This window comes from Bradyrhizobium sp. BR2003 (genome assembly GCF_009720285.1).
GTDB classification, from domain to species: Bacteria; Pseudomonadota; Alphaproteobacteria; order Rhizobiales; family Xanthobacteraceae; genus Bradyrhizobium; species Bradyrhizobium elkanii.
The window spans coordinates 79,399-92,564 of sequence record NZ_SMYJ01000026.1 but is presented as its reverse complement, the minus strand read 5'-3'; the positions used below and the strand labels follow the sequence as shown (position 1 = coordinate 92,564).

The following is a 13,166-nucleotide window of genomic DNA, read 5'->3' as shown; positions in this document are numbered from 1 at the left end:
GCAACGGCCGGTGGTCCCATTGCCAATGGCCCGGGTTCTTGAACAGGGAGCGAAGTTGGAGGTGTCGGCATGGGAGTTTTGACATCGACCCCCGCCCGTTCCGGCGATGAGACCTCGTTTCCATCGCGCCGCAAGACAATGGTCGAGCGGGATATCGCCGCGCGCGGCGTCCGCGACGAATTGGTCCTTGAAGCAATGCGCAAGGTGCCACGCGAATTGTTTCTGCCGAAGAACCTTCAAGAGTTCGCCTACGAGGATGCGCCCCTGCCTATCGCCGGCGACCAGACCATTTCCCAGCCCTATATCGTTGCGTTCATGGTCGAAGCCTTGATGCTCAGGGGCGGTGAGAAGGTCCTCGAGATCGGTGCCGGTTCGGGCTATGCCGCCGCGGTGCTGTCTGAAATCGCGGCTAACGTATACACGGTCGAACGGCTTGGTCCGCTCGCCGAAACGGCCGCCAGGACGTTGGCGGACCTCGGATATGACAATGTTCATGTGCTGCATGGCGACGGCACCCGCGGATGGCCGGACCATGCTCCCTACGATGCCATCATCGTCGCCGCCGGCGGACCGCAGATTCCGGAGTCCCTCAAGGAGCAACTCAAGATCGGCGGTCGGCTTGTGATGCCCGTCGGTTCGGATCAGCGCAGCCAGGAACTGGTCCGGGTAACCCGAGTGTCGGCCAATGAATACCGTAGCGAGGATATCGCCGACGTCCGCTTCGTCCCGTTGATCGGCGAAGAGGGCTGGCCGACCGTCAAGAACGACGGCCGCATGCCAAGCCGCCGCGCACCGCGCCCGGTCTCCTCGGAACGGGAGATGCTGGTGCGAAACCTTGCGGACGCGGCTGAGCCGTTTGCCTCGATCGAAGCTGCCGATCTCAACCCTCTCATGGAAAGAATTGGCCCGGCTCGTGTTGTGTTGCTTGGCGAGGCGACCCACGGAACTTCCGAATTCTATCGAATGCGCGCGCGCATCACCCGCGATCTCATTATCAAGAAGGGCTTTCACTTTGTCGCAATCGAGGCCGACTGGCCTGACGCGGCGCGCGTCGATCATTACGTGCGGCATTTCCAGTATCCGCCTTCCGAATGGACGGCGTTCGCGCGCTTTCCGACCTGGATGTGGCGCAATGCTGAGATGCGCGATTTCGTCAGCTGGCTGCGAAAACACAACGGCGGAGTCGAACGTAACAAGCGCGTCGCATGTCACGGCCTCGATCTCTACAGCCTATATGACTCGATCCGCTCTGTTCTGAATTATCTCGACGAGGTCGACCCGCAATCGGCAAGAGTAGCCCGCGAGCGCTACGGGTGCCTGACGCCGTGGCAGCGTGATCCGGCGACTTACGGGCATGCCGCACTGACAGGATCATACCCGACATGCGAGCCGCACGTCGTACGCGCGCTTACCGATCTCCTGGAAAAGCGCCGAACCTACGCCGAGCACGACGGCGATCGTTTCCTAGATGCCGAACAGAACGCGCGGCTGGTGGCGAACGCGGAACGTTATTATCGCATCATGTATTACGGCTCGCGGGCGTCGTGGAATCTGCGCGACAATCACATGTTCGAGACCTTGAAGAACCTGCTTGCCTATCACGGACCGGATAGCAAGGCGGTAGTCTGGGCGCACAATTCCCATGTTGGCAACGCCAACGCGACCGAGATGGCCGCGCGAGGCGAATACAACCTCGGTCAACTCTGCCGAAGCGAGTTCGGCGACGGTGCCTATATGGTTGGCTTTGGCACGCACAGCGGGACGGTCGCTGCCGCATCCGAATGGGATGGGCCGATGGAGATCAAGGCGGTGCGGCCGTCGCATCCAGAAAGCTATGAAAGACTGTGTCACGCGACCGGCTTGCCGCGCTTCATGCTGGCTCTGAGCGAACGTGGCGACCTCTGCGGGCCGAGCGGCCTCGGCAAGGAGCGGCTCGAGCGAGCGGTCGGCGTGATCTATCGGCCTGATACGGAGCTTGGAAGTCACTACTTCCGGGCCGTTCTCCCGCAACAGTTCGACGAATTTGTCTGGTTCGACGACAGCTGTGCGGTGACTCCGTTGGAGACTGCCGAGATCAAGGGACTTCCCGATACTTATCCCTTCGGCGTGTAGCGCAAAGGGTCTTGAAGCTAATCAAGGCATGCATCGTTTCGGAGATAGACAAGGATCTCACCAAACATCCGCTTCATGAAATTGGAAACGTCTGGCGAAGGAGTCGTGAGCCGGCGCGCCAACCGGCGCTCAACCAACTGTTGTTATCGCCATTGGAGAGAGTCATGTCGTATGCATCGCTGCTGGTCTACGTCAACGCGGATCACGTCTCGACCAATCTGGTGGCCGTTGCTGCGGCGGTCTCGGACAAGTTCTCCGCTCGCCTGATCGGATCTTCGGCACTGGCGGTCTTGCCGCCGTTTGTTGCCGAAGGTGTCGTCGTCGTCGACAATGCGACGGAATTCGACATCGCCAAAATGAAGGCAAAGCTCGAATCGGCCGGCAACAAGTTTCGCTCCGCTGCCGGGAGTGGTCGCGAAGTCGAATGGCGGTCAGCCATCGAATTTCCAACCAAGGCGGTGATCGATGGAGCGCGATGCGCCGATCTGATCGTGATTCAAAAGGGCAAATCGGACGATATATACCGGACGCTGGACCCCGGGGCCGCCATTCTCGGTACAGGCCGGCCGCTGCTCGTGGTGCCGGCCGCCGCGAGGTCGCTTACCGCCGAGCACGTTTTCGTCGCCTGGAAGGATACGCGAGAGGCCAGGCGCGCCGTTCAGGACGCTCTGCCGTTCCTGCGGGAAGCGGGTCGCACGACCGTGATCGAAGTTTGCGAAAATGATCGAATGGATGCGGCACGTTACTCCGTGAATGACGTCGCCAGCTATCTTGCACGCCACGGGATCAAGGCTGAAACCCGGGTCGAGATACGGGCGCACGGATCGGGAGCGGACCAGATCATCGAGCTTGCCGAGGATGAAGGGGGAGATCTGCTGGTGGCGGGAGCCTACGGACACAATCGGCTCAACGAGTGGGTCTTTGGCGGCATGACCCGCGATCTGCTGACCTCAAGTCCAATCTGCTGCCTGATGTCCCACTGAGACGCCGAAACGAGCGATCGATGCGATATTTGGATCAACCAGAAGCCATTGAGCTGGCGGTGTCGCCGCCGAAGAGGACATGCCCTCCCTGCGAGCAAGTCGATGAAGCGCGGGAGCAATTGGAAAAGCAAGAAGTCGAGATCGAGCGCGAACTTCCGTTGAAGCACGATCAGTCAATTGAGCGAATCCAATCGGAGGAACGGCAGGATCCGCCGATGTTCGCGGACTGAGCGAAGGTACCGGTCTCCTGTCCGCCTGACGGGACGGCCTGCTGGTAAAGCGTCGCCGATTTGTTAGGCCGCCCCCTCTCTCGTATCAAACGGCCGGTCTGGTTCGAGGTTGACAAAAAAGATGCTCCTGTGGGGGGACAGGAGCATCCACTCATGGATCGGATGATTGGGTGGGGGGAACCATCCGGTCAAAATAACTAAAGCAATCTTCGAGGGTCTTGTATTTGAGATGGATCAAATGGCCTTCTGGTCGCCGCTCACATTGCCATCTCCGGTTCGACCGTCCTTTCTCGCTTTGCCTCCGGGATTTCGGTCATTGTCGCCTCGGTCAGGAGCAGCACGCTCGCGACCGAAACGGCATTTTCCAGTGCGGTGCGGACGACCTTGGTCGGGTCTACGATGCCGGCCTCGACGAGATCGACAAATTGCTTGCAAGCGGCATCAAAGCCAAAATTGCCTTGGCTTGCCTCCATGCGCGCCACGACCACGCCGCCGTCGACCGCGGAGTTTTCCGCAATCTGTCGCGCCGGTGCTTCGAGCGCCCGCTTCAGGATTGCAATACCGGTCCTTTCGTCGCCTTCGGCGGCGGCCTCCTCGCGGACAACCGCGTCAACACATCTGAGCAATGCCAGGCCGCCGCCCGGAACGATGCCCTCGGCTACCGCGGCCTTGGTGGAACTGATGGCGTCGTCGAGCGCTTCCTTCCTTGCTTTCATCTCCGCCTCAGTCGGAGCGCCGACGCGGATAACGGCGACGCCACCGGATAGCTTGGCGAGCCGCTCCTCCAACTTCTCGCGATCATAATCGCTGGTCGTTTTCTCGATTTCGCGCCGGATCTGCTGGAGGCGTGCATCGATCCGCCCACGGTCGCCGCCGCTGCCGATCAAGGTCGTATTTTCCTTGTCGGAGATGACGCGCGCCGCCCGTCCAAGCTCTTGCAGCGTGACCTTCTCAAGTTTCAGTCCAAGCTCTTCGGAAATCACCTGAGCACCGGTCAGGATTGCGATATCCTCGAGCATCGCCTTGCGCCGGTCGCCGAAACCCGGCGCTTTGACGGCGCATGCCTTCAGGACACCTCGAAGCCGATTGACGATCAAGGTCGCGAGCGCCTCGCCTTCGATATCTTCGGCTATGAGCAACAGCGCTCGTCCGGATTTCGCGACCTGTTCCAGAACCGGAACGAGATCGTTCAGAGCTGCGACCTTGTGATCGCAAATCAGCACAAGTGCGTCCTCAAGGACGGCTTCCATGCGCTCGGCGTCGGTGACGAAGTAGGGTGACAGGAATCCGCGGTCGAACTTCATGCCTTCGACGACATCAAGTATGGTTTCCGTCGTTTTCGACTCCTCGACCGAAATCACGCCTTCGCCTCCGACCTTTTCGATCGCGTCCGCGACAAGTGCGCCGACGGTAGGGTCGTTATGAGCCGAAATGGTCGCGACCTGCGCTTTTTCCGCTTTGGTTTTCACCGGCTTGGACATCGTGCGGAGCGCCTCGATCGCTGCACGGGCGCCGCGATCCAGGCCGCGCTTGATATCGATGGCGCTGGCGCCCGCCACGACGTTGCGCACGCCGTCGGCCAGGATTGCATGGGCAAGGAGTGTGGCTGTGCTGGTGCCGTCGCCAACCACCTCGCCGGTCTTCTCGGCGGCCTGGCGGAGCACCTGAGCCCCGAGATTCTCCTCCGGATCCTTCAGGTCAAATTCCTTGGCAATGGTCACCCCGTCGTTGCAAACGATCGGTGCACCCCAGCCTTTTTGGATCAGGACCGATTTCGATTTGGGACCGAGCGTTACGCGAATTGCGTCGGCGAGCAACGTTGCGCCCCGCAAGACCTTCTCGCGAGCGGCAGAGTGAAACAGGATTTGCTTGTGCGCCACTGGCACTCTCCAGCCAAATAAATTGGAGTCGTGGGATAATGCGGCGTGTCCCGCCGTCCGGTGCAGGCCGGCGGGATGGCGACGCGCTTACTTCACCGGGATGCTCTTCTGCTTCTGCACCTCGGGCGACTTTGGCAGCGAAACAGTCAGTATGCCGTTCCTGAAGGTCGCTTCGATCTTGTCGGCATCGACGCTGCCGGGGATCTGCAGCGACCGACGGAAAGAACCATAGCGACGCTCGGAGACGTAGCGATCCTTGGTCTTCTCTTCCTTCTCGTCCTGCTTCTCGCCCTTGATCGTCAGCACGTCGTCGGAGAGCTGGAGGTCGATATTCTTGGCATCCAGGCCCGGAAGTTCGGCGGTGATTTCGAACGCCTTTTCCTTTTCGACGATATCGATCGCCGGCGTGACGCTAAAGCCGAGATCGCGGCGCCAGAACGGCTCCATGTCCAACAGTGAACGGTAGGACGGCGCCTGCAGGAAGCCGGACTGGAAATCATGGAACAGTCGGTCGATCTGATTGCGCAGCGTTTCGAACGGTTGCCAGTTCTTGGCCGGCTGAGCAGCCGACGTCGACTCGGTCTTGATGGGTAACTTGGTGGCTGCTTCTGCCATGACAATCTCCCTTGTAGTTTGAAACTAAATAAGGGTAGGCCTGATCAAGTCCCGCTTCCTTGATGTCCGTCAAACTTCTTACGGGCCGTTGACGGCCGCAGCGCCAAGCTTTTCGAACTCCTTCCAGAATTCGGACCAGCCGCCAGCAGCAAGTCCGGTGATGATCACAAGCACGAGCACGGTGGAGTCGAGATCTGGAAGAGAACACCGGCTTCCGGAATGGTCAGAAGGGTTGCCATGATCAGGGCGGTCGAAGCGAGAATTTCCTGGAAGGCGAAGCGCGTCGGCATATCAAGAAAGGACGTCCCAACCTCCGCCGAATTGCCAATGAGGCGCGATTTCAGGCTCCCGGGCTCCCATGTCTCGATGCCCCTAAGACTACGGATTAACGTCGCCGTGATTTGAACTCTAGTCGAGTACCGTTAGCGTCCCCCGGAAGACGCATGGATGGGTGAGCGCCATGGGCCGCTTCATTCACAATGAGAACGTCCGTCGTTACCGAAAACTCCTCGAAGAAGAGACCAACGAGGATAGGCGGGCCATTATCCGCAAGCTGTTGGCCGACGAGGAGGCTAAAAAGATCAGCTCAGATCCCAAGCGATCCGACGACAGATCAAAGCAAATCTAGACCAAGGGCCGTCAATCGCGGTGGTGTCGCCGGCATCAAGACGGGCAGCTCTGGGGAGACGATTGGTGCTTGGCGCGCCATTTCGGGCCAAGGCCCCTCATATAGTGAAGCTCCGGACGATAGGGGTCACGGACGTCTGCGATCAGTTTGCGCCACTTCGCCTTGAAAGCGTTGAGGCTCGGACGAAGCGGTGGCGTTAGGTACGTCATGGCACGCTCCTCAATGCAGTTTGCCCAGCACGGATGCAAAGGGCAGGGTTAGTATTTCGTCGCCGAGATCGTCGCTGACGTGCAGCACCCAGCTGCGCCAGTCTTCGGGGCCGGGACGCATGATGATCGAGCGCACCACGAGTTCCGCATATGCGCGTGCATCCGCCAGATCCTTGAGGGCGGCCGCTCGCCCATCGACCAGCGCTCCCTTGGCATTGGAATAGTGGAAGTAGACCTCGGTCATGGACTTCTCCCGAGCTGGATATTTGTTGAGATTAGTCCCGGCCCGATTGGTCGAAAATTCCGGTCGGTCACCTAAGGGCATTCACGGAGGCTAGCGGGAAAGTGGTCCGCGCAAAGCGCGAAGGTGCTGACCTCGCTTGGATGCCACATGCTGTTGGTGCGGCTCGCGGGCGGCGTCGTGCTTCAGATTGCGCTCAGTGCAGCCGGCATTGTGAATGCCGATCATCTTTGCGGCCTGGATTGGCAGCGCAGTTCGTCAGCAGCCCCGATCGTGCCGAAGGACAGACAAGCTGATCCGGCACAAGGGCTGTAGCGGGGGTTGACTGACACTCTCTCTGGATGACAACCTAGTACGATTGTCGAGGAGTTTCGGGCCGACTACCGAGATCGTGCTGCATGAGAGCTCAGGAGCCAAATGCTTGGTTGATCTCTGTCTGTGGGTTTACGAGCCATTGATGGACGTTAAATTGAGATGAGCCCACCGCCGCTAGACAAATTTATCCAAAAGCCAGGGCGCGATATGATGAATGGTTGCCTTAAGTCGTTTCTGATTGGCGGTCTGACCGCTATTGTCGCTACGGCCGTTCATGCCGAGGATGCTGATGTCGGCAAGGCGGAATTTCAAGCTTCGTGCGCCAGCTGCCATGGTGCGGATGGAAAGGGCAACGGACCGGTCAGCGCGCAGCTGAAAGTGCCGCCTACCGATTTGACGACCTTGACGAAGAACAACAACGGGGTCTTTCCCATAAACGCCGTCTACGAAACTATCGACGGACGGAAGCCAATTTCCGCGCACGGCACTCATGAAATGCCCATTTGGGGAGAGCGGTTCAACCCAGTCAAGAGCTTGCCTCACACCGTCGATCCTCCCTACGATGCGCTCGATCCTTCGCGGGATATGCGCGAAGTCGTCGTGCGCACACGCATCCTCGCCGTTATCGATTACCTGAACCGCATTCAGCAGAAGTAGCGGTCGCGAAGGCATCGGGACGACCGTGCGGCCGCCGCGCTCGGCCGCAGCGACGTGATCTGCGGCAATGAATGGGCGCAGCCTGCGCGCGCATGAAGGCGAACTGTCCTAACATTGATCCTCATCAAGGCCGCCGCGAGCAGGCTCGCTAGTAATTATAGAGCAGTGGAGGATCAACGATGACCAGCATAGTGCTCGATGCCAAGCAGATTCAGAGTGCCCCGGCCCCCGTTCGTTTCTGGATTGAGCAGCAGATATCGGCGGCTCTCGGTCCGGGATCGGCAGCGGGCACGCAATTGCCGCGCCTGGTCGCCTGCACGGAAGCTCAGGCGGCGAACCTTCTTAGTCGAATTAGGCAGGTGCCATCGGCTGTCGAAGTGTTCTTCGGGCTTGCCCATCCCGAGATCTCCTACGGATCGCCACCAGTCGTGACTTTCCGTCTCCTCGACCTTCAGCGTCGTGCCGGTTTGGAGAGCATCACCAAGCTCCTGGAATGTCTCGACCACATCAATCGGGCGTTTGCGGAAATGTGTGACGATCCGGCAGCGCGACTCTGCGATTTTGACGCCGCGGGGCATTGCTCGACTCTGCCAACCACCCAGAACAGTATCGTTGCATTGTGGAAGGCAATCATTGCGGCGGAACGGCCTGGCGTGCTGCCGATCGCCGCGGCCGAATAGGCGGGGCGGGCGCCAATGGACCCGAGAAGACCCTGCCGCAAATTGGTGTGGACGTGGTCCGGCCGCCGGTCGTCATTCATCGCCCTTATCGCGTGGATGCTCCTGGTCTGGCTTGGGCCGGTGCAAGCAGGGGACATCCGGGACGTGCAAACGCTTGCGCCTCTCGTGGGCAAGGTCGTCCAAAGTGTCGTCGGCGTAAAGGCCACTACGGAAACGGCGCCGGCTTCCCGCTCGATGGCCCCCGGGTCTGCGTCTCCCGGCGGACCGTCTCTCACAACGAAAGAGGTGTATGGTGCAGGCGTCATCATCAAGGCGGAGTCCGGATTGATCGTAACAAGCAATCATCTGGTTCGCGGCGCCGAGACACTTGCGGTCCGATTGCCGGATGGGCGTCAGCTTGACGCCAAGTTCGTGGTGGCCGACGAGCGGTATGGCTTGGCGATGCTGAGGATTTCGGCGTCCGGCCTGACCGCAGCCCGCATCGGTCGGTCGATCGACGCCGAGCCCGGCGATTTCGTCCTTGCCGTCGGTGGCTCCTCGGGATCCGCTCCGAGCGTCAGCTTCGGCATCGTCAGCGCTCTGCATCGTTCGCGGCCTGGAATCCCCTGCCAGGATCTCATTCAGACCGACGCCTTGCTGGACCGCGGCAGCTCAGGCGGAGCGCTGTTCAATCTGCGGGGCGAAATAATCGGCATTGTTGCCGCCGGCGCCGATGAAACTGAATCCGAGCGCGCCTTTGGCGTCGCGATTCCCTCGGATGCCATCGACCGCCTCTACGTCAGAATGAATTAGGCATTCCGCGGGATCGCGGATCGCTCTACGGTACGATCGATCTGAATGGTAGCTGCTCAGTGATCGTGCGTTCCGATCAGTAGACCATGATCGGCGTTTCCAGAAGATGATCATTCACGGCAACGACGCCGGGGATAGCCTCCGCCGCGACCCGGATCGCCGTGCGCTCGGCGGCGGATGGCGCATATCCCCACAGGTCGACGACGCCGTTCTGTACGGTCGCGGTCAGATTGAAGGTGTGTGCCCATGGCTGCCCGCGAAGCTCGCCGAGCAATTTCTTCCTGATGACGGAATCGGCGGGTGATATCTCCAGCTTCGGCCGGGCGCTCGCGACAGCCTGGAGCAGGTTGGCGCGACTGACGATGCCGAGGAGGTGGCCGGTTCCATCGACGATGGGGACACGCTTGATGCCATGCTTCTCAAGCAGCATCGCAATTTCATGCAGCGGCGTCTCCGGCCCTGCGGTCACCACTTCCCGGGTCATGATGTCCGCGATCTTGACAGCATGGGATCTCACGTAGTCGGACGCCATTTGCGCGTCTCCGGCCAGCAACCGCAGCCACCACGAATATGGGCGCTCGGTGCCCGCCTCGGTCCGATGCATCAAGTCGCTTTCCGTGACGATCCCGACGAGTTCGCTTTCCTTGCCGACAACGGGAACGGCGCTGATGCGGTGCTGGAGCAGCAAGGAGGCAACCCGCTGCACCGTCGCGTTGGAGTCCACCGCGATGACAGGCGACACCATGACGTCACGTGCTTGCATGATTGTGCTCTCTGTAGACGGGAAGATGCTACATTCTGCGACATCACGCGCATATATGATTTGACCCCGATCAATTGATCTGGCCCCTCCCGGCATTAGAGTGGTTTTGTTGAAGCGGAGGATGTCGATGGCGGGAATTCCAAACAACGCGCTGGTGTTTGTCGGGGACGGGCGCAAGGCGCTGCTGCTTCGCAACGAAGGCGACAATCGGCTCCCCAGCCTGAAGGCGGAGGCTGTCTTCGAAGACCAGAACCAGGCAACGCATCTGCAAGGCACCGACCGCCCGGGACACTTCGTAAAGGGGATCGCCTCCGGTCAGAGGGGGGCCGTCGAGCCGACGAACTGGCACGAACTCGAGGAGTATCGGTTTACAAAGCGGGTTGCGCGGGCCGCGGAGGAGATCGTCCGGAGTGGAAAGGCGACGGCGCTTGTCATCGTCGCTCCGCCGCGCACGCTGGCCGAACTTCGGACGACGCTGCATCCCGACGTCAAGCGCCATATCATTGCAGAGATTCCCAAGGATCTGACCAAGCTTGCTGTCCGGGAAATCGAAAAGCACGTCGTGGAAGCGCTTGCGTTGCCCACGCGATAATGCGCCGCGAAGCCAAGGCTGTAATGCGCGGAGGCTTGACGTCCTCGTGACGCGCGTCGTGATCGGTTGGCGCCGCTGGCCGGCCGGCAGAAGCGAGCGAACCGATTGCCATGCGAATGAATGACCTGAGGCGTCCGTCGATCGTTCAGTCGAACCCAGTCCTGCGTTGATCCAGCGCAAGGCAATGCTGAGCCGCCCGCGGTTCATTATAATTTTCGATCAAACAATGGAGGCCGCCATGACGGCACTGCAATTGCGTCAGGATGTACTGGACGAGCTGGAGTTCGAGCCGAGCGTGGACGCTGCCCATATTGGTGTGATGGCGGAAGGTGGCGTCGTCACGCTCAGCGGCTACGTCAAAACGTATCTTGAGAAGCTCTCGGCGATCTCGGCGGCGCGGCGGGTCAAGGGCGTCAAGGCAATCGCGGACGAAATCGACGTTCGCGCGCCGAGCGACAAGAAGACCGCCGACGATGAAATTGCAAAACGGGCGCTCGACATTCTCGCTTGGGACACGGTCGTGCCGGCGGGCGTCACCGTCCTGGTTCGTGACGGCTGGGTCACGCTGTCGGGAAACGTCGACTGGTATTTCGAGAAGCGGGCCGCGGAGCATGACGTGGGAAAGCTTTCCGGCATTCGCGGCATCAGCAACAATATCCAGGTCGCGCCGCGCATCAAGGCTGAGAACGTCAAGGCCAAGATCGAGGGCGCGTTGAAGCGGCGCGCCGAGACGCAGGCAAGGGCGGTCCGGGTCTCCGTTCGAGACGACGACTGCGTTGTTCTCGAGGGCATGGTTGGCAACTGGCAGGAACGGCGTGCGATCGAAAACGCCGCCTGGTCCGCACCTGGCGTTCACTCGGTTGAGGACCGGCTAACGGTCGGCTGACTTCCTGTAGTTGGTGGCAGGATGGCCGGGGATTGGCCTTCCTGCGACCATGATCGGCAAGGAGAGACGTATGAGAGACAAGACATTGCGCCAAGACATTATCGATGAATTCGAGTTCGAACCGAGCTTCGACGGTGCGCATGTCGGGATCGCCGTGGAGGATGGGGTCGTCACCCTGACGGGCCACGTCGGAAGCTATTCGCAGAAGCTTGCGGCGGTTGCCGCCGCTCAACGCGTGAAAGGCGTGCGCGGGATCGCTGACGAGATCGAGGTTCGCTATCCAGACAACCCGAAGACGGATGACCAACAGATCGCGAGGCGCGCGCTGGATCTCCTGCGCTGGGATTCCACGGTGTCGCAATACGAGATCACCGCCCTTGTCAGTGCCGGCTGGGTCACACTTAGCGGCACCGTGAACTGGCAGTTTGAAAGGCGGGCGGCGGAATCATGCATTCGCAAGCTGGGCGGCGTCGTCGGCGTTCTTAATCATATCAAGCTGAAGCAGCGCACGACGAGCAGAGGCGTCAAGGCAAAGATCGAAGCGGCGCTTGCGCGACACGCGGCCGTCGAGGCTGGCGCAATTCGCGTTTCGGTGACGGGCGGAGATCACGTGGTGCTCGAAGGAGAGGTGGATAGTTGGCGCGACCGAAGCGCCGCCGAGCACGCGGCTTGGTCTGCTCCGGGCGTCATGTCGGTCGACGATCTGATCGTCGTTCGCTGACCGCTGGCGCGGACGGAGGCGTCGAGCTTCAAAGAATCAGTCGAGTTTGACCTGATCCGACCGGACGCGACGGGCAAATGATTGTCTTCGTCGCGTTTCTTACACGGCGCATCGACCGGCACGAATGGCGGCACGGGCGAGGACACCGTCGGGCAGTACGAACTAGCTCGCTAAAGGCCAGGTTCTGACCGTGCAATCCAACGATCGCCTTGCTTGACATAAGATCGCTTGACCGCCGCCCATGCAGTCCTGTGACCGATCTCCTCTTGCCTCGGGTCACCGCGGTGAGCTGCGTAGCTATGATTGAAGGCTTCACGATAGATATCCTGGGCGTGCGGCGGCAGGTGACTGCGTATCGGAAGCGGAAGGTCGTTGTTCGACTGGTAAGGCATATACACCCCTGCTAGCACCTCACCCCACCTCCCGCGCATGTCCGGAAAAAATGCCCCGGATGATTAGGGGCAGTTGGGGAGCTTTAGAAAAGCCTCTATGCGTTCAAAGGGTCGGCGCTACCTCAAATCGGAAACGGCAACGGGATTGAGATCGTCGGGCGCGAGAGAAAGATGAACTGTGGTTTTGGGACGCAGGCTGTTGATGCCGGAGATGCTGCGACCATGTAACCCGCCAATCGTCACTGCGATGCCAGCAACCGCCGCGAGGACGACGATCTTCCTATGGGTCGTGCGGTCTGCCGCGTGGAAAGTATGATTCATGGCCAGCTCCTTCACATAAAGCTTGCCTTGGGATCCCGCGTCTGAAAATTTGGGATCGTTCCCTAAGGGCTGTTGCGGAGGAACTGACAGCTCGCCAAACTGGCTTGCAGCGACGAAGACTACAAAAGTTGCAGGGTCTATTGATCCAA

17 protein-coding genes are annotated in these 13,166 nt (G+C 60.3%); 11 read left to right on the top strand and 6 right to left on the bottom strand.

Annotation, left to right across the window (positions count from 1 at the left end; all coding sequences use genetic code 11):
• Positions 1 to 69 precede the first annotated feature (69 nt).
• The 3 genes from E2I15_RS19470 to E2I15_RS19460 are packed head-to-tail and all read left to right on the top strand — an operon-like array spanning position 70 to position 3,325.
• Positions 70 to 2,112 carry a protein-L-isoaspartate(D-aspartate) O-methyltransferase gene (locus tag E2I15_RS19470; protein ID WP_137478708.1) on the top strand — a complete coding sequence of 681 codons (2,043 nt, stop codon included), beginning with the start codon at positions 70 to 72 and terminating at the stop codon, positions 2,110 to 2,112.
• Between the two features lie 11 nt (positions 2,113 to 2,123).
• Positions 2,124 to 3,095, top strand: coding sequence for a universal stress protein (locus tag E2I15_RS19465; protein ID WP_246668039.1), 972 nt, complete (start codon positions 2,124 to 2,126; stop codon positions 3,093 to 3,095).
• A gap of 20 nt (positions 3,096 to 3,115) precedes the next feature.
• Positions 3,116 to 3,325 carry a hypothetical protein gene (locus E2I15_RS19460; RefSeq protein WP_137478707.1) on the top strand — a complete coding sequence of 70 codons (210 nt, stop codon included), beginning with the start codon at positions 3,116 to 3,118 and terminating at the stop codon, positions 3,323 to 3,325.
• Between the two features lie 257 nt (positions 3,326 to 3,582).
• On the opposite strand, the gene groL is transcribed toward E2I15_RS19460, so the two are convergent.
• On the bottom strand, positions 3,583 to 5,205 hold the full coding sequence (gene groL, locus E2I15_RS19455) for a chaperonin GroEL (RefSeq protein ID WP_137478706.1): 1,623 nt from the start codon (positions 5,203 to 5,205) through the stop codon (positions 3,583 to 3,585).
• A gap of 87 nt (positions 5,206 to 5,292) precedes the next feature.
• Positions 5,293 to 5,820: an Hsp20/alpha crystallin family protein gene (locus E2I15_RS19450; protein WP_137478705.1), complete on the bottom strand. Its 528-nt coding sequence runs from the start codon at positions 5,818 to 5,820 to the stop codon at positions 5,293 to 5,295.
• A 460-nt stretch (positions 5,821 to 6,280) separates the two neighbouring features.
• Between E2I15_RS19450 and E2I15_RS19445 the strand changes: the two genes are divergently transcribed.
• Complete coding sequence (locus E2I15_RS19445) at positions 6,281 to 6,448, top strand: hypothetical protein (RefSeq protein WP_155262464.1); 168 nt, start codon at positions 6,281 to 6,283, stop codon at positions 6,446 to 6,448.
• Between the two features lie 219 nt (positions 6,449 to 6,667).
• Here the strand turns inward: E2I15_RS19445 and E2I15_RS19440 are convergent, their stop codons facing one another.
• The gene (locus E2I15_RS19440) at positions 6,668 to 6,901 is read right to left on the bottom strand and encodes a DUF6894 family protein (protein WP_137478704.1); all 234 of its coding nucleotides are present in this window, start codon (positions 6,899 to 6,901) and stop codon (positions 6,668 to 6,670) included.
• A gap of 147 nt (positions 6,902 to 7,048) precedes the next feature.
• On the opposite strand from E2I15_RS19440, the gene E2I15_RS19435 reads away from it, so the two are divergent.
• From E2I15_RS19435 to E2I15_RS19420, 4 genes are all read left to right on the top strand, one after another.
• Entirely contained in the window at positions 7,049 to 7,213 is a 165-nt protein-coding gene (locus tag E2I15_RS19435) for a hypothetical protein (protein WP_155262463.1), read from the top strand.
• A 159-nt stretch (positions 7,214 to 7,372) separates the two neighbouring features.
• Entirely contained in the window at positions 7,373 to 7,870 is a 498-nt protein-coding gene (locus E2I15_RS19430) for a c-type cytochrome (protein ID WP_246668038.1), read from the top strand.
• Between the two features lie 179 nt (positions 7,871 to 8,049).
• Positions 8,050 to 8,550 carry a hypothetical protein gene (locus E2I15_RS19425; RefSeq protein WP_137478703.1) on the top strand — a complete coding sequence of 167 codons (501 nt, stop codon included), beginning with the start codon at positions 8,050 to 8,052 and terminating at the stop codon, positions 8,548 to 8,550.
• 165 nt (positions 8,551 to 8,715) lie between these two features.
• On the top strand, positions 8,716 to 9,342 hold the full coding sequence (locus E2I15_RS19420; protein ID WP_246668037.1) for a S1C family serine protease: 627 nt from the start codon (positions 8,716 to 8,718) through the stop codon (positions 9,340 to 9,342).
• A 76-nt stretch (positions 9,343 to 9,418) separates the two neighbouring features.
• Here the strand turns inward: E2I15_RS19420 and E2I15_RS19415 are convergent, their stop codons facing one another.
• The gene (locus tag E2I15_RS19415) at positions 9,419 to 10,105 is read right to left on the bottom strand and encodes a CBS domain-containing protein (RefSeq protein ID WP_137478702.1); all 687 of its coding nucleotides are present in this window, start codon (positions 10,103 to 10,105) and stop codon (positions 9,419 to 9,421) included.
• A gap of 127 nt (positions 10,106 to 10,232) precedes the next feature.
• Between E2I15_RS19415 and E2I15_RS19410 the strand changes: the two genes are divergently transcribed.
• The 3 genes from E2I15_RS19410 to E2I15_RS19400 all read left to right on the top strand — a co-directional run bounded on the left by E2I15_RS19410 (position 10,233) and on the right by E2I15_RS19400 (position 12,304).
• The gene (locus tag E2I15_RS19410; RefSeq protein ID WP_137478822.1) at positions 10,233 to 10,697 is read left to right on the top strand and encodes a host attachment protein; all 465 of its coding nucleotides are present in this window, start codon (positions 10,233 to 10,235) and stop codon (positions 10,695 to 10,697) included.
• 238 nt (positions 10,698 to 10,935) lie between these two features.
• On the top strand, positions 10,936 to 11,583 hold the full coding sequence (locus tag E2I15_RS19405) for a BON domain-containing protein (protein ID WP_246668036.1): 648 nt from the start codon (positions 10,936 to 10,938) through the stop codon (positions 11,581 to 11,583).
• A gap of 70 nt (positions 11,584 to 11,653) precedes the next feature.
• Positions 11,654 to 12,304, top strand: coding sequence for a BON domain-containing protein (locus E2I15_RS19400; RefSeq protein ID WP_137478700.1), 651 nt, complete (start codon positions 11,654 to 11,656; stop codon positions 12,302 to 12,304).
• Between the two features lie 170 nt (positions 12,305 to 12,474).
• Here E2I15_RS19400 and E2I15_RS19395 read toward each other — a convergent pair whose 3' ends face one another.
• Both E2I15_RS19395 and E2I15_RS19390 read right to left on the bottom strand, forming a co-directional pair.
• Entirely contained in the window at positions 12,475 to 12,696 is a 222-nt protein-coding gene (locus E2I15_RS19395; protein ID WP_137478699.1) for a ChaB family protein, read from the bottom strand.
• Between the two features lie 117 nt (positions 12,697 to 12,813).
• Positions 12,814 to 13,017 carry a hypothetical protein gene (locus E2I15_RS19390; protein WP_137478698.1) on the bottom strand — a complete coding sequence of 68 codons (204 nt, stop codon included), beginning with the start codon at positions 13,015 to 13,017 and terminating at the stop codon, positions 12,814 to 12,816.
• Positions 13,018 to 13,166: the final 149 nt, after the last annotated feature.